Here is a 23686-nt window from a genome sequence, read left to right on the forward strand (position 1 = left end):
ATTTTATTGAGATAAAAGCGTGGGCGGGGTATGAAGAAATTCCGGGTGGTTAGCTTAAGCGCGGGGGAAGTGCCACCTTCCGCCCTTATATAATTTTATTGAGATAAAAGCGTGGGCGGGGTATGAAGAAATTCCGGGTGGTTAGCTCAGCGGTAGAGCATCTCGTTTACATCGAGGCGGCCGGGGGTTCGATCCCCTCACCACCCACCATATTTTCTTTGCCACGTGCGTAATGGTAACGGCACCAGGTGCTTAAAGCCGGCCTTGGGCTGGCGGGTAGAATCTCATACTTGCCTAAAAAGATAATTTCCGTTACGGATTAACCAACGATGGTAATAAAGATATTGAAGCAAGTATGGGCGGCGTTGTGGCGATATTGGTTTCGCTTGCCGCGACCATTGCGGTTTTTGTTGGTTGGCGGTTTTAACACCGTTGCGGGCTATGGCGTGTTTTTATTATTTGTCTGGTTGTTGGGGGCGGGGCGTTATCAAATTTGCTTGGCCCTGCAATATATATTTTTTTCTTTTGTTGCCTATACCACACAGAAAATTTTTGTTTTCGCCGATAGAACAACCCACCTTAAAACCATAACCCATCAATATATCAGCGCGGCCACGACGTGGTTTGTTGGCTATATTATCAATGCCGCGTTGCTTCACCTGTTGGTGGATGAATTGGCGATAAATCTTTATTTGTCGCAATTTTTGGCCATGATGGTGGTCGCGCTCTCTAATTACTACGGCCTAAAAACATTTGCTTTTAAGATGAAAAAAATATAATAGTTGAGAATGGCGAAAATTGCAAAGCGACAAAAACCCGTCGCAAACATCAATAAAACCGCGTGGTTGGCGGTGATGCTATTGCCAATATTTTTATACATGTGGGCGGTGTCTTTCCTTACCCCCATGATGGTCGATGATTTTCAAATGGCCGTGAACAGCACCGGTCGATGGTTCGACCCGGCGTTGATATGGCATCAATTTGTGATTAATTATTTTAACGAAAGCGGCCGCATCGGTATATTGTTTTGGGCTTTCTCGCTGTTGTCTTTTGGCCGCCTGCCGTTTTATGAAAATGGCGCGAATTTTATATTGGCGGGCATCAACGGTGCGGTGTTCGTTTTGTTTTTATGGTTGTGTTACATCATGGCATTTGGCCAGCGGCCAAATTTTGCGAAAAATAAAGACAGGCTAAATTGGTTCTGGCTATTCCTCCTCAGCATGATAATTATCGCGCGCAAGGGTGAAACCTATTTTTGGATTAGCGGCTATGTTATGTATCTGTGGTCGATAACCTTGCTTTTTGCCTTTGGTGTTTTTTATCGTTTGTTATTGAGCGATAAAAATATGTTGCAATTCAAAAAAAATAATTGGCAAAAATATATTTTTATTATTTTTATCGCGCTCCTTGGGTTTTTGGCCGGCATGACATTTGAAATCGGTGGTATTATTACCATCGCCTTGTTGCTCGGTGTGATTGGTTATCAATGGTTGGTGGCGCGGCAACAATTGCCGGCCTGGGTTTACATTGGCGCGGTGGCCTTCGTGGTTGGCTACGCGGTGTTGATGGTGGCCCCGGGGAATTATGTGCGCCTTGGCGATCCGTTTTTTGCCGCCTTCAACGAAAGAAGTTTTATTGATAAATTAGAGCGCGTGCCGCATATGTTGCGGTTGTTTATCACGCGACTGCGCTGGGTGCCGCCGATTATTTTATTGTTCGCTTTTTACCATTGGCAAAAAAATAGCAAGGCGGCAGGCAAAAAATCCTCCATCATTGAAAAATTTATCGCCATGATAAAAAAAGATAAATTATTTGCCACGGCGGTTATTTTTTTCGTGGCGTCCTTGGCTTCGGCCTCGGCGGTCGCCTTTAGCCCGGTGAAGGACGCGCGGGTTTTTTTCCTCGCCACGGTGCTATTCATGGTCAGTTTTTTATTGGCGATCGATTATCTTTTCACCTCGGGCATTTTGTCGCGGCGGGTTAAGCAAATTATTTTTGTTGGATTTGCCTTGTTGTTGGTTTGTTGGTTGGTGCGGATTGGCTGTCGCGCCTATGAATATCATAATGCTTTTGAAGCGCGCGAGGTGATTATTAAACAGCAAAAAGAAAATGGCGTCACCCATATTGTCGTGCCGCCAATGAATTTAAAAACTAATTTTTGGATTAACGATGGTAGTATTAAATCCGATTGGGTGAAAAAGGCCTGGTCAGATTATTACGGCGTGGCATCGATGGAAGAAAAATAAACCATGGGACAAAAAAAATCTTCACCTTTGATAAATGGCGCATCGGTTTCTGGCTTTGGCTGGTTGGTGTGGTTTTTGCCATTTTTTTATATTGCCGTCGTTACTTATTTAACGCCACTGCGCGCCGATGATTTTGCCACCGCCAATATGTATTATGATTACGGCTATCAGCCCGGGCATTTTTTCTACCCGCGTATGATTTGGGATTTTTATATCGACAATTATTACCATTGGGGCAGTCGCCTTGGTTATATATTTGTGACAATTCCGTTGGATTCTTTCTGGCGCACGCCGTTTGATTATTTCTGGGCGGCGTTGATTGCCGGTGTGTTGAATGGGTTAGTTTTTACTTTTTTTACATGGTTGATATTTATTTTCTGTTTTGGCCGTCGGCCAAGCATTTCATCGGTTGATGACCAGCGGCGTTGGTTTTTTATTTTTGCTGGCGCCATGTTGATATTGGCGCGTAAGGGGGAAACGATTTTTTGGGCCAATGGCTATAGCATGTATAGCTGGCCGGCAACCCTGCTGTTTGCTTTTTTGGTTTTTTATCGCCTGTTGATGAGCGATAATGATAGATTTGTTTTTTCGCAAAATATTATTAAAAAATATATTTTTATTTTATTTATCGCCATCTTGGGTTTTTTGGGCGGCATGACAATGGAATTTGCCGCCCTGGTGACGCTGTTGGTGTTGTTGCTACTGATAGCCTATAAAATTTTTATCGCCAGGAAAAAATTACCGCTGTGGGCCTATGTTGGGGTGACGACCTTCATCGTTGGGTTTTTGGTGATGATGACGGCCCCCGGCCAGTGGGAGCGTTTTAAACACTCCGACGACCAAAATATTTTTCACCTTAGCGATATTCTGCATCGCTTAAGTTACCTGCCCGACCGCTTCCACCATTTTATTGTTAAGACCAGGTTCATGCCGTTTGTTGTTTTGTTGGTGCTGTATGGTTGGGGCAAGGAAATAAAGACAAGGGCGGCCATGCCATGGTGGAAAGGCCTGTGGCAAAAAATGCAAAAGGACAAGGATTTTGGGGTGGCGGTGTTTTTCTTTGTGGCGAGCATCGGTTTTGTTATGGCCAATATCTACAACACCTTTTTTTCATGGCGCGCTTTATATTTTGGTTCGGCATTGTTGTTGGTGTCGTTGGTGTTGTCGGCCGAATTTGTTTTTGTTAAAAGCAAAAATATCTTGTCGGCGCGATATAAAAAAATTGCCTTGCGCTTGGTGATGTGTTTGGCGGTTGTCCATTGGGCGGCCTATGGTTATTTTACCTATCGTTACCACGTGGCATTTGAACAGCGGGTGGCATCGATTAAACAACAAAAAGAAAATGGCAAAACCGATGTTGTCGTGCCGCCATTTCGGTTTAACACCGCCTATTGGGTGTCGGGCGATATTAACACCGATTGGGTTGCCGACCTTGTAGCAAGATATTATGGTGTTAGAAAAATAAGTTTGCAGTAATATGGCTGACAATAAATCTATCCATGATACGATAAAGACGAGCTTGCATCGCGAGGGGATGATTAAAACATGGCGTGCGTTATTATTTAATTATGTTAGCCAACTGGCTAACAATGGGCGTGACGATGTTAAGATTATTTTGCAGGATAAATTTTTTCGGGGTGTAAAAAAAACAAAGGGGATGGAAAACCCCCTCGCCGGATTAACCATGGGGCAAATCGCCGGGCTTTATGAATTTTCGCTGGCACATTGCGACGCGGCGGCGCGCAAAACCGCTGGCCAGTATTTTACGCCCGACGATGTTGCAACATTGATGGCGGATAAGGCCGTAAAAAACCTTGTGCAATATGTTGGCAATAAAGAACAAAATAATAAAGAAAAAATCTGGTGCGACCCCTGCGCCGGCATTGGCAACCTCGCCTATTATTTGATTGCCCGTCAAAATACCGCCGAGGATTTTTTGCTTAATAATATATATTTTATCGACCGCGATCCCTTGGCGTTATTCATTGCGCGCGTTTTGTTGACGGTGCATTTTCAACAAAAAAATAAAAATTTATTTCACGCCATCGAAAAAAAATTTATCACCGCCGATTTTTTAACCGCCCGCAATTTACCGCCATTCGATTATGCCCTGTTCAATCCGCCCTATGGCAAGGTTGATAAAAATACAAACAACCCCAACCATGCGCCCGACCTTTATGCTTTATTTATCGAACGGGTGATGGCGCAAACCAAAGGCCGCGGTGGCGGGTTCGTCGCCGTAACGCCGCAATCATTCACCCACGCGCAAAAATTTTTATCCCTGCGGCAACAATTATTGGCGCAGGCAAAAAAAATCACGATTTATAATTTTGACAATGTGCCCGATGGTTTATTTAATAATAAAAAATTTGGCAGTATCAACAGCAACCACGCCAACAGCACCCGCGCCGCCATTACCATTTTCCAACATAAAACCGCCGCCAGTGATGGGCTAGAATTTTTTATCACGCCATGGCTTCGTTGGCGCGCCGCTGAGCGCGCAACATTGTTGGCAAGCGTCGACCATTACTTAACCGCCGTGCCCTATGTTACCGCGACCATATTTCCAAAAGTTCATGACCATTTTCAAAACCTTTACCAATTGGTGCAGGGCCACGACCAAAACCAAGCAACAGAAAAAACACAAAAAATATTGGGTGACATGCTATCCGCCACGCCAACCAAATATAAATTATTCGTGCCGACCACGCCGCGTTATTTTATTTCGGCCTTGTTAAAAAAACCAAACCGCACCAGTTATCGCACGCTTTATTTTTTTTCAAGCGAGACGCGCGACCAGGCCTACGTCCTCCTCAATAGCAGTTTTTGCTATTGGTGGTGGCGCGTTACCGACGGCGGCATGGGGCTTTCGCAACGCACCTTGCTCACCATGCCGTGGGTGGCGATTGCTGGCCGCCACGACGCGTTGGTAAAAAAAATAAAATGGTCAGAAAAAAATAATAAAGTTATCAAAAAAAATGCTGGCCGCGACAATGAAAATGTTAAGCACGATATTGCGCTGTTGGCACATTTAAACCGCGCGGTGGTCGGCGGGTTGAATCATGTCGCCCCGATTAAAATCCCCAGCAATGGGTCGATGCGTCGCGCCCGTGGTTGGCAGGGCAGTGATTTTTTAAAACTCCATTACAATAGTATTTTGTCATGATTGGCGAAAAATCATTTGACAAGTTTTACAAAATTGGTTAGCAAAAATCATTCAATTTTTTAAAGGAGAAAATAAACCGATGAAAATTTTGGTGCCAGTAAAAAGGGTGATTGAGGCCAACACAAAGGTCAGGGTTAAAGCCGACCAAAGCGGTGTTGAGTTGAACAATGTCAAAATGGACATGAATCCCTTCTGCGAAATCGCCGTTGAGCAGGCGATAAGATTGGTCGAAGCAAAAATTGCGACCGAGGTCGTCTTGGTCTCGGTCGGCACGGCGCAGGCGCAGGAAACCATCCGCAAGGGGTTGGCGATGGGCGCAGACCGCGGCATTCACATCACCGCCGACCATGAAACCGAAAACCTGTTGGTTGCCAAATTATTGGCCAAGGTGGTTGAAAAAGAAAAACCAGGGTTGGTTATTTTGGGCAAGCAAGCCATCGACGGCGATGCCAACCAAACCGGCCAGATGTTGGCGGCCTTGCTTGGCTGGCCATCGGCGACCTATGTTTCAAAATTGGCCATCAATGGCGACGCGGCCGACATCACGCGAGAGGTTGACGGCGGCTTGGAAATTATCAAGGTGAAAATGCCGGCGGTCTTGACCGCCGACCTGCGGCTTAACGAACCGCGCTATACGACCTTGCCAAATATTATGAAGGCAAAGAAAAAACCGATTGAAACCCTAACCGCCGATGCGTTGGGCGTTGCATTGACGCCGCGTTTAAAAACCCTGAAGGTTATCGAACCAAAATCGCGCGGCGGCGGCGTTAAGGTAAAAACCGTTGCCGAATTGGTAAAAAAATTACACGACGAAGCAAAAGTTATTTAACCCATAGCAACGAAAGGAACGATGATGTCGATTTTAGCAATTCTTGACCACCACGATAATATGTTGGCGCCGGCGTCGCTGAGCGCATTGACCTGCGCCAAAAAAATTGCCGAGGTTAGCAAGGGCGAGATTGACATTTTGGTGATTGGCAAAGATTTAAAACCCATCACCGATAAATTATCAGCCGCCAGCGGCGTTAAAAAAATATTCACCGCCAGCGCCGACCATTTGGCGCACCCGGTGGCCGAAGACGCCGTGCCGATTATTTTGGCATTGGCAAAAAATTATCGCCATGTGGTGATGCCGGCCAATAGTTTTGGCAAGAACATCATGCCGCGCGTTGCGGCCTTGCTTGACGTGCAACAGATTTCTGAAATCACCGGCGTGGTGAAGGAAAATACCTTTGAACGGCCGATTTATGCCGGCAACGCCCTGGCGACGGTCGAAACCAGCGACAAAATTATTTGCATGACGGTGCGCGGCACCGCCTTTGAACCCGATGCTTTGTCGGGGGGCAAGGCCGAGGTGGCGGCGGTCGATGTGCTGGCCAAAACCGATAAGGTTTCGTTTGTCAAATTAGACCAAACAAAAAGCGAGCGTCCCGAATTGACCTCGGCGAAAATTGTTATCTCGGGCGGGCGTGGCATGGCGGCGAAGGAAAATTTTGGATTGTTGGATAAGGTTGCCACGATATTGAACGCGGCGGTTGGGGCATCGCGTGCCGCGGTCGACGCGGGTTACGCACCAAACGATTACCAAGTTGGCCAAACCGGTAAGGTGGTGGCGCCCGACCTTTATATCGCGGTGGGGATTTCCGGCGCTATACAACATTTGGCCGGCATGAAGGATAGCAAAATCATCGCCGCCATCAATAAGGACGATGAAGCACCAATTTTCCAAGTTGCCGATTATGGGCTGGTGGCTGACCTTTTCACCGTTCTGCCGGAGTTAGAGGCCGAGCTGAAAAAAATTAAGAAGTAGCCCTATTTGGGAGCATTGCCTTAAGGCGATAGGTTTTTCTACAAAATAAACCTTGATTGGTTGTTTTGGCTGGCTGGTGTTCAGCATCAAATTATAATCATTGCGGCGCAGTATTTGCCCCACAAGATGCACTGATTGTTGCAGTTGCGATGCTTAACTTAGAAAATAAGAATGGTGGCTTAATGTAAGCGACATCGTCCCAATGGCGGCCACCCAATGGCGGCCAGAGGTTATTGCAAGCCGCCGAGTTTTTTTATCGATTTTTCCAATAAATTGTCGTTGTTTTTTTCGTTCGCCAATTCGCGGGCGATGCTGTCGCGCGCGCTGGCGATTGCTTCTTGCGCAATTTCTTTTACCAATTGGTCTTTTAATTTTGCTTGGTCTTGGACCAGGCGGTTGGCCAATTGTTTTTCTTTTTGCGCCAATTGTTTTTGTAATTTTTCATCGGCATCGGCTAATATCTTTTTGGCATCGTCGCGGCTACCCTGCAAAATTTCATCGGCCATTTTTTTGGCGTCCTGTAATTTTTTTTCGGCGGTATGATAAAATTCTTCGGCTTCTTTTTTGATTCTTGCCGCCTCGGCCAATTGATTTTTAACATCGGCAATGTTTTTATCCAGCATGCCCAATAACATGCCGCGCCCCTTCACAAATGCCAAAATAACAAAAATGCCAAAGGATACGGCCACCCAAAGGGTTGGGTCGGTGGGCAGTTGGTTTATAATCGATTGCATGATGATGATTTACGATAGGATTTTTTTGACAATTTCTTTTGATAAATTATCGACCAGGGTTTGTTTTTCCTTTTCGATATCGGATTTTATTTTTTGCAACATGCCGTTGGCGTTGGCGACCACGCCGTCAGATTTTTTTTGAAATTGTTTCAGCGCTTCTTCCTGCTGGCTGGCAACGGTTGCGGCGGCGGTGGTCATTTCGACCCGCGCCGCGCCGCGCGCGCTGGTTAATTTTTCCTCTAAATCATTTTCCATTTTTTTGCCGCGCGCCAGTAATTTTTCGGCGGTTTGCATGTTGTCCCGGATGATATTTTCGCGAAATTCCAATCGCGCACCAATTTTTGGCACGAAAAATTGGCGCATTAAGAAAAAGAAAATACCAAAACTGATGACCAACCAAAAAAGCTGGCTGGGGAAGGTCGAGGCCTCAAATTGCGGCAGACCTTTGAATTCCTCGGCCTCGCCGGCGGCTTCCTCCGCCATGGCCATCAATGGGGTCACCAAGGGCAACAGCGCAACCCCAAAGCCGATGGCAACCGGCGACGCGCGACGAAACCCGAGGCGCACCAATTGTTTGATTGGTGCGCTTCGGTATCGAAAAAAAGTCATCAATCCGAGCAACATTGTCGCGTTCGGCAAGATAAATTTTTACCCGTAAAGGATAAGGAAAGCGATGAGCAAGGCGTAAAGAGCCGTTGCCTCAACCAGGGCAAAACCAAGCATGGACACGCCGAAAACATGTTCGCGCGCCCCCGGGTTTTTGCCAAGAGCCGTTACCAGGGCGGAAAAGATATTACCAATACCAATACCGACACCAAAAAGCGCAATAACGGCAATCCCCGCGCCTATCATTTTTGCAGATGCTAGATCCATTTTTTTATCTCCTAAAAAAAATTAATGAACAAAGGTTTAATGATGGAGGTGTAGCGCATCATTTATATAAAGGCAAGTTAAAAAACAAAAGACATAGGCTTGTAAAAACGCCACCATGATTTCAAACCCGACCAACACGACATTAACGGTGATGGGCAACAGGCCGGCGATGCCAAAAGACATGGCCGCCAGGGGGATAACAAAGCTGGCAAAAATTTTCATCATCGCGTGGCCGACCATCATGTTGGCGAACAACCGCACCGACAGGCTGATGGGGCGCGACAGGTAAGAAATAAATTCGATAGGTATCATCAACGGAAACATGAAAGCCGGTGTGCCCTTTGGCGGGACGAACAAGCTTAAAAATTTAAAACCATGTTTGGCAAAACCCAGCAAAGTGACAAAAATAAATATCACCCCCGCCATGACAAAGGTAACAAAAATATGGCTGGTGAAGGTGAAGCTGTAGGGCAACAGGCCGAGCAAATTGCCAATCAAAATAAAAAAGAAAAGCGAGAAAACAAACGGCAGGTATTTTTTTGCCTCGGCCCCGCTGTTCGATTCCACCATGTTGGCGACGAATTGGTATGATTGTTCAATAACGACCTGCAACCGCGTGGGTATTAAATTATCGGCGGTTGGTTTTTTGCGGACGGCAAGGAACAATAACCCGCTGGATACCACCAGCGCCAGCATCATGAACAATGCCGAATTGGTGAAGGAAACATCCACCCCGCCGATATGCAGGGGGACGATGGGTTCAATTTTAAATTGGTGAAGTGGACTGGCCATGATTTTTCTTTAGGGTTTTTCTCTCATCATTTCTTTAATGAATTTTTTTGTTTTTTTCAAGTAGAAACGATTCCAATATATTTAGCGTATCGTTGCGTTTGGGTTGCCACAGGCCACGGGTAATGGCCTCGTCAAATTTTTCTGCCATGTCGTAAAGGGCGGGGGCGTTGTTGGCGCGTAAAAAATCGACCGAGGATTTATCGAGCAAATAATGTTGAAACAAAAGGTCAAAATGTTCCGGCCGCACCGCATGGGTGGTGGCGGCAAAGGCGAAAAGATAATCGACGGTCGCCGCCATTTCAAACCCGCCCTTGTAACCGGTTTGCCTTATCCGCGCCAACCATTTTTGATTGACGGCGCGACCGCGCAGAATCAACCCGATTTCTTCTGACAAGCTCCGCACCACCGGTTGTTGCGGGTTGCTGTGGTCGTTGTGGTAATGGGCTAGTTTTTTATCGATGCCCTTGCCCTGTTGTAAAAAACTGGCGGCATTGAACAGGCCGCCTTGGAATTGGTAATAATCGTCGCTGTCCAAAATATCATGTTCGCGGTTGTCTTGGTTTTGCATCACGACATCGGTCATGGCCAATTTGTCGTGAAAGATATTTTTTTTGCCGCCGTGGTTGGGCGTAACGGCGACATTATTGGCCGATTGATTTTTGCCATAATAATGACTGGTCCATTGCAAAAATTGTTGCGCCAAGTCGGCGGTATCGCGCCACGTGCTGTTGTCGAGCATCTGTTGCATGCCGGTGCCGTAACTGCCCGGGGCCGGGCCAAATATCGACGCGCCGGCCAGGTCGCCGGCCACGTCCTCGGCAACGCCACCCGTTATTAATTGCGCGATGGTTTCGCGATAGTGATGGGCGATGGGGTTTTGCGCCGGTGGTTCGGGCAAGGCCGCGACGGCGCGATGTGCCCCGTCAAATAAATTTATTAAGTGGGGGAAGGCGTCGCGAAAAAAACCCGAAATCCGCAAATTGACCATCACCCGTGGCCGGTTCAACAACGAAAGTGGTTGGATGGTAAAACCGGTAACGCGGCCGGTGGCGGCCTCCCAATTGGGTGTCACCCCGAGCAGGCACAGGGCGGTGGCGATGGTTTCGCCGGCGGTGCGCATTTCGGCCGTGCCCCACGCCGTCAGGGTAATTGTTTTTGGGTAATCGCCATGTTCGGCAATATAACGCGCCAGCACCAGTTCACTACTCCGCCGTGCCACGTCATAGGCCGATGGGCTGGGGGTTTTGCGATTATCAACCGTGAAAAAATTATGACCAGTCGGCAGGAGGTCAGGCCGACCGCGGCTGGGCGCGCCCGACCCGCCGGGTGGAATAAACCCGCCGTCAAGCCCGCGTAGTAAATTATTCATTTCATTTTTTGGCGATGATAAAATCTTGGCCAATAATAATTCCGCCCGCATGATTAGTGGTTTTATCGCCGGCGATTTTTTTAATAATAAAAAAATTGGCTGTAGCGTTTTTATTTTCTGTTGCTGATTTTTGGCGGCGGGCAGGGACAAAATATCGCCCAGCCACAAAATCGCCAATTGGTCGATGGCCGATTGCCAGTCGCCGGCGGTGGTGATTTTTTTGCCAAATACCTGTTCGAGCAATTTTTTGTGCGCGGGTTCTTGGTCATTATTTTTTTCAAGCACGTCGGCGATAACATCGCCCAATGGTGCAATATCGGTTTTCACCCGCAACAGATAAAAAATATTTTCGGCAAGTTGCGCGCGCTCGATTTTGCCGCCAAACACATGCAACCCGCCGCGAATTTGCAGGTCGCGCAAATCGCACAGATGCCGGTCGATAACCGCCAATTGTTGCAGGCCGCCATCGTCGCGCCATTGTTTCGCGTCGATGCCCAATTCTTTATCCAAACCGGTGTTGGTTAATTCATCGCTAATCGCGGTGATGATATTTTTTTGCCGTGGTTCGTTCAATTGCCGCGCTTGGTTATATTCGTCCATCAGCCATTCCAATTTTTGTAACGACGCCGATTGCTCGGCGCGCATCATCATCGGCGGCAGGTGCGCGATAATCGCCGACGAGGTGCGACGTTTCGCCTGCGCGCCCTCGCCCGGGTCGTTGATGATGAATGGATAAAAATAGGGGCAGGCCGGCAACAGGGCGCGTGGCAAGCATGACGATTGAACACCATTTAATCCGCCCAAGGATTTCCCCGGCAACCATTCCAAATTGCCGTGCTTGCCAAAATGCACCATGGCGTGCGGCGCGATATTATTTACAAAACAATAATGGGCGATGTAATAATGCGGCGGGGCCAGTTGCGGGTCATGTTGCGTTGCGTCGGGGTCGATGTCGTAACCGCGTTGCGGTTGCAACAGCAATGTTACCTTGCCAAATTGTTCGCCCATGATAAGGAAGGCTTTACGTCCTTTGTCAAAAAATGGGTCGTCCTGCGGCGCGCCCCATTGCGCGGTAATTTTTTTTTGCCATGGCTTGCTGAGTTGCGCAAAATATTTTTTGTAATCGGCGAGTGATAAGGTCAGGCAAATTTTTTTCACCACGCCGTTTTTTTTATCCGCCGGGTAATTATTGGTAACCCCGGCCAACAGCGACCCCACAATGTCATTGCCGGTCGTGCGCGGCTGATATGCTTTCCCCATATCATATTTTTTTTTATACAGCGCGATAAAAAACTGCGCCACCGATTCAGGCGTGTTCAGCCCGACGCCGTTCATCAACCGGCTATCCTTCGCCGGGTAATTCGACGTCACCACCACCAATTTTTTATCGTGGTTATCTATGGTTTGTAATTGCAAATAACATTGCAATTTTTTAATCAGCGGTGACAGGGATTCTTTCGCCAGGGCAAAATCCTTCAGCTCGGTTTCCAATTGTTTGTGGCGACGCGCCGATTCTTTAAACCCGATAATGCCGTCGACAATCACGCCGTCTTGCTCCGGCAAAATAACCGACAGGGTGGCATCCTGCACCGACAGGCCTTGCGGGTTTTTTTGCCATGTTTTTTTTGGCGTCGACGACAACAATGGTTGCAACATGGGGCAGGGCAGTCCCCAGGCATTTAACGCAATGGTATCATCGCTAGCTGTAACCTCGCCCGTCATGTGATTCGCGATGGCAAAATTAAGAAAGCTCAAGATTATTTTTGGTTGGTGCTTTGCGAATAAATGCTCGATGATTTTTTTTGCGCCCTGGTCCTTGCCGCCGCTGACATAAATACCAACCGCGCTGATGCCGTTATCTTTCAACCCCTGCAACAATTTATCGAACAATGACAATTGCCCCGATTGAAAATGGGCGCGATAAAACATGATGACGACCGCCGGTTTTTCGACCTGCCACATTGCAAAATCATAAGCTTGATTTGGCGCGTATAAACCGGCGGGCAAAATATCGCGCGGCGGCGGCAATGTGGTTTCGCCTGATAAAAGTTGCAGGCTGGCCGCGACATTTTCCACCCCGCCCTTTTGCCAATAGGTTTCCAACAGACCGCGCGTCGCCGCATCGCCAGTGGTGTAATCGGTTAGCTCGGGGTCGGCACCGCCATCGCCATTTAAAAAATAAAGTTGGATGTTGCGTTGTTTTGCAATTTTGTGAAATTGCTCGACGCCATAGGCCCAATAGTTTTTACCACCCAACAGGCGGATGATAATCACCTTTGCATGTTGCGCGGTTTTGTCGATGTAATCGTCGATGGTGAAGGGGTGCTTCATCTGCGCCAGGTTGGCGGCGCGTAGGCTGGGTAGGGGATTGCCCCGCTTCATGGCGAGGGCGAGCAGGGTGAGGTCGGTGTCGGCGAAGGAGAGAAAAAGCCAGTCGGCGGGGGTTTGGTTTATCACCACGGCGTTGCTGGCGCCGTCAAGATTTTGGCTATCGCCGACGATAAGGTGCATGGATTCACCCTATCGCAAAATGGGCATAAAAAAAAGTCCCAAAAAAACCGCCCAAATTTATGCGTTTACACTAGGTAGGCAGTTTATTCGCCCTATATGGTTGCCCTATCGTTGCACTGCTTGAGGGCATCACTTCACTACTTGAGGGCAAATATATTGCCCTCAAGCAGCGAAGCGGTAGGGCGAATATATTGATACTAATGCGAATAATACATGTCGTATTCGGCCGGGTGTGGGTGGTGTTCCAACCGGTAAACCTGTTGCCATAATATCTGGCTGTATGATTCGATGAAATCCTTGGTGAAGACATCGCCCTTGGTCAGGAACGAATTGTCTTTTTCCAAACTTTCCAACGCCTCGCGCAACGAATGGCACACCGTCGGAATTTTTTTCAATTCCGCGGGCGGCAAATGATACAAATCCATATCGTGCGGGTCGCCCGGGTGGATTTTGTTATTGATGCCGTCCAGCCCCGCCATCAACAATGCGGTGTAGCAAAGATAGGGGTTGGCCAACGGGTCGGGGAAGCGGAATTCCACCCGCTTCGCCTTCAAATTGGCGACATGGGGAATGCGGCAAGCCGCCGAGCGATTGCGCGCCGAATAGGCCATCATCACCGGTGCCTCGAACCCGGGGATCAACCGCTTGTAGCTGTTGGTCGAGGGGTTGGTGAAGGCATTAAGGGCCTTTGCGTGTTTAATCACGCCACCGATAAAAAACAATGCCGTTTCGGAAAGGTCAGCGTAATTACCTTTTTTCACAAAGGTATTTTCGCCATTTTTCCAAAGCGAGATATGCACATGCATGCCCGAGCCATTGTCGCCGTGAAGCGGTTTTGGCATGAAGGTCGCGGTTTTGCCAAACGATTCGGCAACATTATGCACGCCGAATTTATAAATTTGCATGTTGTCCGCGGTCGCAACCAACGTGTCATACTTCATGCCCAATTCATGTTGCGCCGGCGCAACTTCATGGTGGTGTTTTTCCATTTTCAACCCCATGCCGGTCAAGGCATCGAGCATCTCGGCACGGAAATCAACCCCACGGTCAACTGGCGGCACCGGAAAGTAACCACCTTTTTGACGTGGCCGATGGCCGGGGTTGCCGTCCTCGTAATCCTTCCATGAATTTGACGGCCATTCTTCGCTGTCAAAGCTATAGGCGACCAAATTTTGCTCGTTGCTCCATTTAACCGAATCGAACACAAAAAATTCAGATTCCGGCCCGAAAAGGGCGGTGTCGGCAATGCCGAGTGAATTTAAATAATCGACCGATTTTTTGGCGATAGAACGTGGGTCGCGTTCGTAATTATTGCCGGTTACCGGGTCGATAACGTCGCAAAAAATAACCAATTCGGGTTCTGCGGTAAATGGGTTGACGAAACAACGCGACACGTCGGGTTTTAACAACATGTCTGATTCGTTAATCGCCTTCCAGCCCTCGATTGACGAACCATCGAACATCAATCCCTCGTCCAACGCGTCCTCCACGGTATTGGCCATTTGGGCGAAATGGTGCCATTTGCCACGTGGGTCGGTGAAGCGGAACGAAACATATTTTATGTTTTCGTCCTTAATTTTTTTTAAAACGTCTTTGGCGGATGACATCTGTTCTCTCCTTATATAATTATTGTTAATGGTGATGAAAATAATTCCAAGTTGGTGCTATTTGGTGTCGTTTCTTATCTTGCGACCTATTGTTCGTGATTGTTTTTACACAAAAACAGAACGGTAAGCGACCAGAAACCGAAACTTGGAATTTATTACTATGATGAGTCCGACCGAATCACAAGGGAAAAATGCAATTTTTTAAAAATTTTTTTGCAAAAAATCACTGGTTTATTATTGACAAAAACCACCAAGTTGCGCGATAGTTACCACCCTGCCCAAAATATCACCGCTGGACGCAATGGGTGGCACAGGAGCAGGGGAACAGGGCAGGGGAACAGAGCAGGGAACAGGTGGCATCATCTCACCGCAAGGCGCACAATGGCACCGCCGCGACAAAACCAGCGCACTCAAGCGCGCCCTATAAAAAAATTATGTTATTGTATTAAAGCTGTGGCGTAAGCCAGGTTTCAATTTGCCCGCGCGCCATGGCGCCCACCCGCATGTCAACCACCTTGCCGCCCTTAAACAGCAACATGGTGGGGATAGAACGAATGTTATAATCACCGGCAATTTCCGGGAAATCATCGATATTTAATTTGGCGACCACCAATTTATCTTTTTTCGCTTCGGCGATTTCTTCTAAAATCGGGCCGACAACCTTGCACGGGCCGCACCATTCGGCCCAAAAATCGACCAACACCGGCAATGGGTTTTCCAATACCTTTTGGTTAAAATCTTTATCGGTTAGTTTTTCGCTCATGTTTTCTCTTTCTAATTTTTTTGGTTGTTTGTCAAGTCAGCTCAAAATTATTGATGCACCACGTCGGTTTTTTTGTCCTCGACCTCTTCCTCGATAGCGGGCACTATCGGGTTATTATTGTCCTTATCATCCCACACCACCGGCGTTAATTTTTGCGTCAGGGCGGCCGCCAACACCTCATCGGCGGTTTCCACCGGAATAATGGTCAGGTTGTCTTTAATCACCTGCGGCAATTCGACCAGGTCCTTTTCATTTTCCTTGGGGATAAGCACGGTTTTAATCCCGCCGCGCAATGCCGCCAATAATTTTTCTTTCAATCCACCAATCGGCAAGACACGACCGCGCAGGGTGATTTCCCCCGTCATGGCAACGTCACTCCGCACCGGCACGCCGGTCAAGCTGGAAACCAGCGATGTCAACATTGCAATACCGGCCGATGGCCCGTCTTTCGGCGTTGCCCCCTCGGGCACGTGCACATGCACGTCGTTTTTGGTCATGGTTTTTTTGTCAATGCCAAAGGACGCGGCGCGCGATTTTAAATAATTCTCCGCCGCCTCGACCGATTCTTGCATCACCTTGCCGACATTGCCGGTTTTGCTGACCTTGCCGCTACCGGGTTTTAAAATCGATTCTATCATCAATATATCGCCCCCGACCTCGGTCCAGGCCAAGCCGGTTACGACGCCGATTAAATTTTTCTGTTCGGCCAAACCAAAACGGAATTGGCGCACGCCGGCATATTGCCCCAGGCTTTCCGCGTTGATGGTCACGGTTGGTAATTTTTCCTGTTGGATTTTGCGCATCGCCTTTCGCGCCAATTTTTGCAATTCGCGTTCTAAATTACGCACGCCGGCCTCGCGCGTGTAGTATCTTATCAAATCGCGCACCGCCGATTCGGTTACATCCCATTCTTTTTCACCGCTCGCGCGTTTGGGTGCATTGTCGGCCTTGTCGGTATCGGCTGGCTTGGCGTCGCTGATGGCATCGCCATGTTTTGCTTCATCACCCGCGGTCATTGCGACCTTATCCAACGCTACGTCAGCAGAATCATTTTTGTCCTTCTCGGCTTTTTTGCTTGCCGGTTTTTCGGCCGGCGCGCCGTTTTCAAAACCATAATCCTTGGCAATTTTTGGCAGAAGATGTTTTTCGGCGATGGCGACCTTTTCATCCTCGGTGTAGCCGGGCAGGCGGATAATTTCCATGCGGTCGAGCAGGGCCGGTGGAATACGCAGGCTGTTGGCGGTGGCGATAAACATCACCTGCGACAGGTCGTAATCCAACTCCAAATAATGGTCGTGGAAATGGCTGTTTTGTTCGGGGTCAAGCACCTCGAGCAAGGCCGACGACGGGTCGCCGCGCCAATCGGCACCTAATTTGTCTATTTCATCCAGCAAGAACAATGGGTTGGTGCTACCGGCTTTTTTCATCGATTGCAAAATACGACCAGGCAATGACCCGATGTAGGTGCGGCGGTGGCCACGAATTTCGGCTTCATCCCGCACCCCGCCCAGGCTCATGCGGACAAATTGGCGATTGGTGGCGCGGGCGATAGATTGGCCAAGCGATGTTTTACCAACCCCCGGCGGCCCGACCAGGCATAATATCGGCCCCTTCATTTTTTTCACCCGTTGCAGGACGGATAGATATTCCAAAATACGTTCTTTGACTTTTTCCAAACCATGGTGGTCTTCGTTCAACACCTCCTCGGCCAGGTTCAAATCGGTCGATAATTTGGTGGGGTTCTGCCACGGCAGGGAGAGTATCCAATCAAGGTAATTGCGGACGACCGTGGCCTCGGACGACATGGCACCCATCATCGATAGTTTTTTTAATTCGGCGTTGAATTTTTCCATCGCCTCCTTCGGCAATTTCAATTTCTTGGCCTTGGCCTTTAATTCATCCAATTCATTTTTGGGGGAGCCATCCTCGCCCGAGCCCAATTCTTTTTGAATGGCCTTCATCTGCTCGTTCAAATAATATTCGCGTTGGGTTTTTTCCATTTGGCGTTTGACGCGGTTGCGAATTTTTTTCTCAACCTGCACCATCGAAATTTCGCCCTCGAGGTAGCTTAAGATTTTTTCCAACCGCTCGTCGATGACCAGCATTTCGAGCAAGGCCTGTTTTTCCGATAATTTGATGGTCAAGTTTTGCGCGATGGTATCGGCTAGTTTGCCCGGGTCGGTGATTTTTTCTATCGAGCTGGCCAATTCGACCGGCATTTGTTTGCCCAGTTGAAAAAACTCCTGGAATTGCTCGACCAAGGTTTTCATCAGCGGGTTTAATTCCTCGCGGTTTTTAATTTTTTCTTCCAAGTCGGAAACCTCGGCCGACATGAATTGGTCGCCCTGATAGAATTTTTTGACGCGGACGCGCTTGCCGCCCTCGACCAACACCTTCACCGTGCCATCGGGCAGGCGTAATAATTGTAACACATTGCCCAGCGTGCCGATTTCATATAACTCCTCGGGCTTTGGGTCTTCGACATCCTCGGCTCGTTGGGTCAGGAGCAAAATTTCGCGGTCGGTGCGCATCACTTCCTCGAGCGCGCCGATGGATTTTTCGCGACCAACAAACAACGGCACCACCATCGATGGGAAAACCACCAGGTTGCGCAATGGCAAAACTGGTATCAGGCGTTTCATCACCGCGGCCCCCTTGCCAAATGGGTCGGTAGATTTCACCGATTCGGGGTTGTTAAAATTATCGCTCATGCTGGTTTTTCGCTATGGTTATTATTCATTACTGGTGATGGTTATTCAAAATTATTTAGAAGATTATTTACAAGTCTAGTTATTATGGAATTGCAATTTATATGCCTCGCGCCCCATTTATAAAACATTTGCCCCCATATTTATTTTCCCCTTATAAATCATTATGGTAAATTATTTTGTAACCCTCCAACAATAGTAAGATAGTGCTGGCAGGGTAAAAATACAAGGGGGGGCAAGGGGGACAAGAAAAAAAGAAAAAGCCATTTTTATAAAATCAAATCTTTAGGCTGGTTTTTTTTCACCCTTATCATAAATAATCAGCGGCTTGGCGGCGTTGGCTTTTTTGTCATCGCTTGCCATATCGCCACCACCCGCCGCGCCGGTTTTTTGATTGGCCGAGGTATCGCTGTCGCTGATAATTTCCGCGCCCAGTGCCTCGACCGTGTCGCCATTGAAAATAATCTCGGCGACCTTTTGCCCGCCCTTATCGCCGGCCAATTGCCAATTGGGCAATTGGAACATGGTGTCGGTCAGCAATTTTTCCAATATGGCACGCAGGCCACGCGCGCCGGTTTTTTTCTTTAACGCCAGGCCGGCAATTTTGTCCAACGCCTCATCGGTCATGGTCAACATGGCACCATCCCAACTAAACAGGGTTTGGTATTGCTTCAACAGGGCGTTTTTCGGTTTGGTCAAAATATCAATCAATGCCGATTTATCCAAATCATGCAGAACCGCCACCACCGGCAACCGGCCGACAAATTCGGGGATTAAGCCGTATTTTATCAAATCGCCGACCTCGACCCGTTGCAACAATTCGTTTTGCCGGTCGCTGATGTCCTTGTCCTTCATCATCGGTTGGGCGTGGAAACCGATGCCGGTTTTGCTCGACCGCGCCTCGATAATTTTTTCGATGCCGGCAAATGACCCGCCGCAAATAAACAGGATATTGCTGGTATCCATTTTTAAGAAATCTTGTTGCGGGTGTTTTCTGCCGCCCTGCGGCGGGACGGAGGCCACCGTCCCCTCGATAATTTTTAACAAGGCCTGTTGCACGCCCTCGCCCGAAACATCGCGCGTGATGGAGGGGTGTTCTGATTTGCGGCTGATTTTATCGATTTCATCGATATAGACAATCCCCTTTTCGGCGCGGCCAACATCGTAATCGGCGGCCTGCAGGAGGCGCACCAGGATATTTTCCACGTCCTCGCCGACGTAGCCAGCCTCGGTCAGGGTGGTGGCGTCGGCGATGGTGAAGGGCACATCAAGCAATTTGGCCAGGGTTTGCGCCAACAGGGTTTTGCCACTACCGGTTGGCCCCAGCAACAAGATATTTGATTTTTGCAATTCAACGGCTGGCTTCGCCTTGCCGGTGCCATTGCCCGCGCCATTGGTTGCACCATTGCCCGCGCCGTTGGTGGCGCCATTGGCGGTATCGCCGTTGGCGACCTGCTCCAAATGTTTTAGACGTTTGTAATGGTTGTAAACCGCGACGGCGAGGATTTTTTTCGCCCCCTCTTGCCCGATGATATATTGGTTTAAGAAATCGGCAATTTTTTGCGGCGTCAATAAAATGCTGTCGGAGAATCCACCGCCGACCGAGCGCAATTGCGGCCGCTGTTCGGCGACAATATCGTTACACAGGGCGACGCATTCGTTACAAATATAAACCCCCGGGCCGGCGATTAATTTTTGCACCTCCTGCTGTTTTTTGCCGCAAAAGGAGCAGGTCAGCGGCGTTTTCGGTTTTTTATCGCCACCGCTGGCGGTGTTATTTTTGCTATCAACTTTATTGTCGGCTTTATTTTCCGCGCCGGTGTTTTTGTCGCCGCCCTTATCACCGTGCTTATCGGCCAGCTTGTCGCCAGTTTTATCCATGACCTTATCGGCCACCTTGCCCGACCCTTTGTTCGCGGCGTCCTTTAACGATTTTTTGCTATCGGCGGTGCCATCGCGCTCACCATTGAGGTCGTCATCGGGCGGGGTTTTGTTATCGTCACTCATTGCAGATATTAACTTTCGTCCCTCTCAATGTTTATTTTAGCCCATTATCACGCAAAACACAACCACTAGGATGAGGGCATCGGTAATGCAATATCGCCAAAAAATGGGGCATAAAACATGACAAAACCCGCGCAAAAAATCCAATTTCTTTTTGCGGAAAAAGCGGCTATAGGTAAGGGAAGCAAGCGATTGGCATCCATAATAAAATCAACAAAAAATGAGCGATAAAAACACCCTTATTCTTAATGGCGAGGTCGTGCCCTATGACGACGGCGAAACCATTTGGCAGGTCGCCACCCGCACCGGCGTCGAAATTCCGCATTTATGTTACCTGCCCAAACCGGGTTATCGCGCCGATGGCAATTGTCGCGCCTGTATGGTGGAGGTTAAGGGCGAGCGGGTTTTGGCGGCATCGTGCCTGCGGAAATGCGCCACGGGGATGGAGGTCAACACCGCCAGCGAACGCGCCAAAAAATCGCGCGCGTTGGTTTTTGAAATGTTGCTGGCCGACCAACCAAAGGACAAGGCCGGCAATTTCAAAAACCCCGATGGGCAATTTGCCACGATGGTGAAACAACATGGTTTCGCGCTGGATAGCCGCTTTCCCAAAAACCAGCATAAGGCGGCAACGGCGCAGGATTTTTCCCACCCGGCGATGGCGGTGCAATTGGATGCTTGCATTCAATGCAACCTGTGTGTTCGCGCCTGCCGAGAGGTGCAGGTCAACGACGTCATCGGCATGGCGGGGCGCGGTTTTGATTCAGAAATTGTTTTTGACCAACATGACGCGATGGGTCATTCGACCTGCGTTGCCTGCGGCGAATGCGTGGCGGCCTGCCCGACTGGTGCGTTGATGCCGCAAAACCAAATGGTCAAGGCGGTGGAGGCAAATGACAACAAGGCGGTCGGTGATTTCAAACCAATGGTATTAAAAGAAACCGACAGCGGTTGCCCGTTTTGCGGCGTGGGTTGCCAAACAAAAATTTACACCAGCGAGGATAAAAATACCGGCAAGGATTTTATTGTCAAGGTTGATGGGCGCGACGGCCCGGCCAACCATAATAAATTATGCGTCAAGGGGCGGTTCGGCATGGATTACGCGCGGCACGACGACCGGTTGCAATACCCATTGGTGCGCCGCGCCGACGCGCCGGCAAAAAAATGGGACGACCAGATTAATAAAGATAACCTCGACCAATATTTTCGCCGCGCCAGTTGGGATGAAGCCTTAGAGATTATCGGCAACAATTTCACCGCCGTCTTGCAACAACATGGTGGCAAGGGGCTGGCCGGTTTTGGTTCGGCGAAGGGTTCGAACGAGGAGGCTTACCTGTTCCAAAAATTGGTGCGCACCGGTTTTAAAACCAACAATGTCGACCATTGCACCAGGCTGTGCCATGCGTCGTCGGTCGCCGCATTGATGGAGGGGATTTCGTCGGGCGCGGTGTCGGCACCATTTACCGATGCCTTGCTGGCCGATGTTATTATTGTCATTGGTTCGCGGCCGACCGAAAACCACCCGGTCGCGGCAACTTTTTTTAAGCAGGCCGCCAAACAGGGCAAAAAAATTATCGTTATGGACCCGCGCAAAAGCGGCATCACGCGCCATGCCTGGAAGCATTTACAATTTAAGGGCGGCACCGATGTGGCATTGTTGTCGGCGATGATAAACACCATCATCGAGGAGGATTTAATCAACGAGGATTATATCAAACAATATGTTGAAAATTACGAGGGGTTGAAGGAACGTAATAAAAAATTCACGCCGGAAAAAATGGCGAGCATTTGCGGCATTCCGGCCGATGAAATTCGCGCCGTCGCCCGTGCCTATGCCACCGCCAAAAAATCGATTATTTTTTGGGGCATGGGGGTTTCGCAACATGTGCATGGCACCGACAATGCCCGTTGCTTAATCGCGCTGGCCGGCATCACCGGTCAAATTGGCCAGGCGGGCACCGGGTTGCACCCACTGCGCGGTCAAAATAATGTCCAGGGAGCATCTGACGCCGGCCTTATCCCGATGTTTTTTCCCGATTACAAATCGGTCGAAAATATTGAGGTGCGAAAATTTTACGAGGATTTTTGGGGCATGCAATTGGACCCGAAGCGCGGCCTGACCGTGGTGGAAATTTTGGGCGATATTATGAAGGGGGTAATTCGCGCCATGTATATCATGGGTGAAAACCCGGCGATGAGCGACCCCGACATGAAGCACGCGCGCGAGGCATTGGCCAAGTTGGAATTTTTGGTGTGCCAAGAAATTTTCCTGACCGAGACCTGTTTTTTTGCCGATGTTATTTTGCCGGCCTCGGCTTACCCCGAAAAATCGGGCAGTTTCACCAACAGCAACCGCCAGGTGCAATTGGCAAAACCGGCGTTGCGGTTGCTGGGCGAATGCAAACAAGATTGGGAGATAGTGCAACTTATCGCCAACCAAATTGGGTTGGATTGGCAATATAAAAATGTGGGCGAGGTTTACGAGGAAATGCGCCAGACCATGCCGTCGATTACCGGCATTACATGGGCGCGGTTGCAACGCGATGGGGTGGCGACGTATCCCTGTGCCGATGAAAAACCCGGCAAGGCGGTTATTTTTGGCAGTGGATTCCCCACGGCGTCGGGCAAGATGAAATTGGTGCCGGTTGATTTATTGCCGCCCGATGAAGTGCCGGACAAAGAATTCCCGACGATTTTAACCACCGGCCGGTTGTTGGAACATTGGCACACTGGCGCAATGACGCGGCGCGCCCAAGTGTTGGACGGGTTGGAATGGGCGGCGGTGGCGCATTTGCACCCGCAGGATATGGCGGAAAAAAATATTACCCAAGGGGACGATATAACCATCAGCACGCGGCGCGGCGAAATTACGGTGCCGGTGCGGGCCGACCGCGATGTGGCGCGCGGCATGGTGTTTGTGCCATTTTGTTTTGCCGAGGGGGCGGCGAACATGTTGACCAACCCGGCGTTGGACCCATTTGGCAAGATTCCCGAATTTAAATTTTGCGCGGCCAAGGTTGCGAAAAGCGATGGCAAAAAAATGCCAAGCGACAAAATGGGGCATAATATTCGCGCCGCGGTGTAATGGTTTTGCCTGTGGTTA

16 protein-coding genes and 1 tRNA gene are annotated in these 23686 nt (G+C 49.0%); 8 read left to right on the plus strand and 9 right to left on the minus strand.

Annotated features, from left to right (window positions below):
- Positions 1 to 135: 135 nt before the first annotated feature.
- The 7 genes from QM529_03265 to QM529_03295 all read left to right on the plus strand — a co-directional run bounded on the left by QM529_03265 (position 136) and on the right by QM529_03295 (position 7222).
- A tRNA-Val gene (locus QM529_03265) sits at positions 136 to 210 on the plus strand.
- Between the two features lie 119 nt (positions 211 to 329).
- A complete protein-coding gene (locus QM529_03270; GenBank protein ID MDI9313683.1) occupies positions 330 to 779 on the plus strand; it encodes a GtrA family protein in 450 nt (149 codons plus the stop codon).
- Between the two features lie 9 nt (positions 780 to 788).
- Positions 789 to 2246, plus strand: a complete 1458-nt coding sequence (locus tag QM529_03275) for a DUF6056 family protein (GenBank protein ID MDI9313684.1) — start codon at positions 789 to 791, stop codon at positions 2244 to 2246.
- A 3-nt stretch (positions 2247 to 2249) separates the two neighbouring features.
- On the plus strand, positions 2250 to 3722 hold the full coding sequence (locus QM529_03280) for a DUF6056 family protein (protein MDI9313685.1): 1473 nt from the start codon (positions 2250 to 2252) through the stop codon (positions 3720 to 3722).
- A 1-nt stretch (position 3723) separates the two neighbouring features.
- On the plus strand, positions 3724 to 5412 hold the full coding sequence (locus QM529_03285; GenBank protein MDI9313686.1) for an N-6 DNA methylase: 1689 nt from the start codon (positions 3724 to 3726) through the stop codon (positions 5410 to 5412).
- 79 nt (positions 5413 to 5491) lie between these two features.
- Positions 5492 to 6241, plus strand: coding sequence for an electron transfer flavoprotein subunit beta/FixA family protein (locus QM529_03290; GenBank protein ID MDI9313687.1), 750 nt, complete (start codon positions 5492 to 5494; stop codon positions 6239 to 6241).
- A 21-nt stretch (positions 6242 to 6262) separates the two neighbouring features.
- The gene (locus tag QM529_03295; GenBank protein ID MDI9313688.1) at positions 6263 to 7222 is read left to right on the plus strand and encodes an FAD-binding protein; all 960 of its coding nucleotides are present in this window, start codon (positions 6263 to 6265) and stop codon (positions 7220 to 7222) included.
- A gap of 230 nt (positions 7223 to 7452) precedes the next feature.
- Here the strand turns inward: QM529_03295 and QM529_03300 are convergent, their stop codons facing one another.
- The 9 genes from QM529_03300 to clpX form a co-directional block, all read right to left on the minus strand.
- Positions 7453 to 7956, minus strand: coding sequence for a hypothetical protein (locus tag QM529_03300; protein MDI9313689.1), 504 nt, complete (start codon positions 7954 to 7956; stop codon positions 7453 to 7455).
- Positions 7957 to 7965: 9 nt separating this feature from the next.
- Entirely contained in the window at positions 7966 to 8565 is a 600-nt protein-coding gene (locus QM529_03305; protein MDI9313690.1) for a hypothetical protein, read from the minus strand.
- Positions 8566 to 8604: 39 nt separating this feature from the next.
- Positions 8605 to 8829: an ATP synthase subunit C family protein gene (locus QM529_03310; protein ID MDI9313691.1), complete on the minus strand. Its 225-nt coding sequence runs from the start codon at positions 8827 to 8829 to the stop codon at positions 8605 to 8607.
- Positions 8830 to 8865: 36 nt separating this feature from the next.
- Entirely contained in the window at positions 8866 to 9621 is a 756-nt protein-coding gene (locus QM529_03315) for a F0F1 ATP synthase subunit A (protein ID MDI9313692.1), read from the minus strand.
- 34 nt (positions 9622 to 9655) lie between these two features.
- The gene (gene cobN / locus QM529_03320; protein ID MDI9313693.1) at positions 9656 to 13501 is read right to left on the minus strand and encodes a cobaltochelatase subunit CobN; all 3846 of its coding nucleotides are present in this window, start codon (positions 13499 to 13501) and stop codon (positions 9656 to 9658) included.
- Between the two features lie 197 nt (positions 13502 to 13698).
- Positions 13699 to 15108 (minus strand): type I glutamate--ammonia ligase, encoded by a 1410-nt coding sequence (glnA, locus tag QM529_03325; protein MDI9313694.1) that lies wholly within the window; start codon positions 15106 to 15108, stop codon positions 13699 to 13701.
- Positions 15109 to 15553: 445 nt separating this feature from the next.
- Positions 15554 to 15871 (minus strand): thioredoxin, encoded by a 318-nt coding sequence (trxA, locus tag QM529_03330; GenBank protein ID MDI9313695.1) that lies wholly within the window; start codon positions 15869 to 15871, stop codon positions 15554 to 15556.
- A gap of 47 nt (positions 15872 to 15918) precedes the next feature.
- Positions 15919 to 18582, minus strand: coding sequence for an endopeptidase La (lon, locus tag QM529_03335; GenBank protein ID MDI9313696.1), 2664 nt, complete (start codon positions 18580 to 18582; stop codon positions 15919 to 15921).
- 282 nt (positions 18583 to 18864) lie between these two features.
- A complete protein-coding gene (gene clpX / locus QM529_03340) occupies positions 18865 to 20586 on the minus strand; it encodes an ATP-dependent Clp protease ATP-binding subunit ClpX (protein MDI9313697.1) in 1722 nt (573 codons plus the stop codon).
- Between the two features lie 217 nt (positions 20587 to 20803).
- Here clpX and fdhF point away from each other — a divergent pair, with 217 nt between their 5' ends.
- Entirely contained in the window at positions 20804 to 23668 is a 2865-nt protein-coding gene (gene fdhF / locus QM529_03345; protein ID MDI9313698.1) for a formate dehydrogenase subunit alpha, read from the plus strand.
- The last annotated feature ends 18 nt before the right edge of the window (positions 23669 to 23686 follow it).

Source organism: Hydrotalea sp. (assembly GCA_030054115.1).
Classification (GTDB): Bacteria; Pseudomonadota; Alphaproteobacteria; order JASGCL01; family JASGCL01; genus JASGCL01.

Excerpts from the sequence above, each read along its gene's own strand:
- QM529_03270 (MDI9313683.1), top strand. The coding sequence starts at position 330 with ATGGTAATAAAGATATTGAAGCAAGTATGGGCGGCGTTGTGGCGATAT.
- QM529_03275 (MDI9313684.1), top strand. The coding sequence starts at position 789 with ATGGCGAAAATTGCAAAGCGACAAAAACCCGTCGCAAACATCAATAAA.
- QM529_03280 (MDI9313685.1), top strand. The coding sequence starts at position 2,250 with ATGGGACAAAAAAAATCTTCACCTTTGATAAATGGCGCATCGGTTTCT.
- QM529_03285 (MDI9313686.1), top strand. The coding sequence starts at position 3,724 with ATGGCTGACAATAAATCTATCCATGATACGATAAAGACGAGCTTGCAT.
- QM529_03290 (MDI9313687.1), top strand. The coding sequence starts at position 5,492 with ATGAAAATTTTGGTGCCAGTAAAAAGGGTGATTGAGGCCAACACAAAG.
- QM529_03295 (MDI9313688.1), top strand. The coding sequence starts at position 6,263 with ATGATGTCGATTTTAGCAATTCTTGACCACCACGATAATATGTTGGCG.
- QM529_03300 (MDI9313689.1), bottom strand. The coding sequence starts at position 7,956 with ATGCAATCGATTATAAACCAACTGCCCACCGACCCAACCCTTTGGGTG.
- QM529_03305 (MDI9313690.1), bottom strand. The coding sequence starts at position 8,565 with ATGACTTTTTTTCGATACCGAAGCGCACCAATCAAACAATTGGTGCGC.
- QM529_03310 (MDI9313691.1), bottom strand. The coding sequence starts at position 8,829 with ATGGATCTAGCATCTGCAAAAATGATAGGCGCGGGGATTGCCGTTATT.
- QM529_03315 (MDI9313692.1), bottom strand. The coding sequence starts at position 9,621 with ATGGCCAGTCCACTTCACCAATTTAAAATTGAACCCATCGTCCCCCTG.
- cobN (MDI9313693.1), bottom strand. The coding sequence starts at position 13,501 with ATGCACCTTATCGTCGGCGATAGCCAAAATCTTGACGGCGCCAGCAAC.
- glnA (MDI9313694.1), bottom strand. The coding sequence starts at position 15,108 with ATGTCATCCGCCAAAGACGTTTTAAAAAAAATTAAGGACGAAAACATA.
- trxA (MDI9313695.1), bottom strand. The coding sequence starts at position 15,871 with ATGAGCGAAAAACTAACCGATAAAGATTTTAACCAAAAGGTATTGGAA.
- lon (MDI9313696.1), bottom strand. The coding sequence starts at position 18,582 with ATGAGCGATAATTTTAACAACCCCGAATCGGTGAAATCTACCGACCCA.
- clpX (MDI9313697.1), bottom strand. The coding sequence starts at position 20,586 with ATGAGTGACGATAACAAAACCCCGCCCGATGACGACCTCAATGGTGAG.
- fdhF (MDI9313698.1), top strand. The coding sequence starts at position 20,804 with ATGAGCGATAAAAACACCCTTATTCTTAATGGCGAGGTCGTGCCCTAT.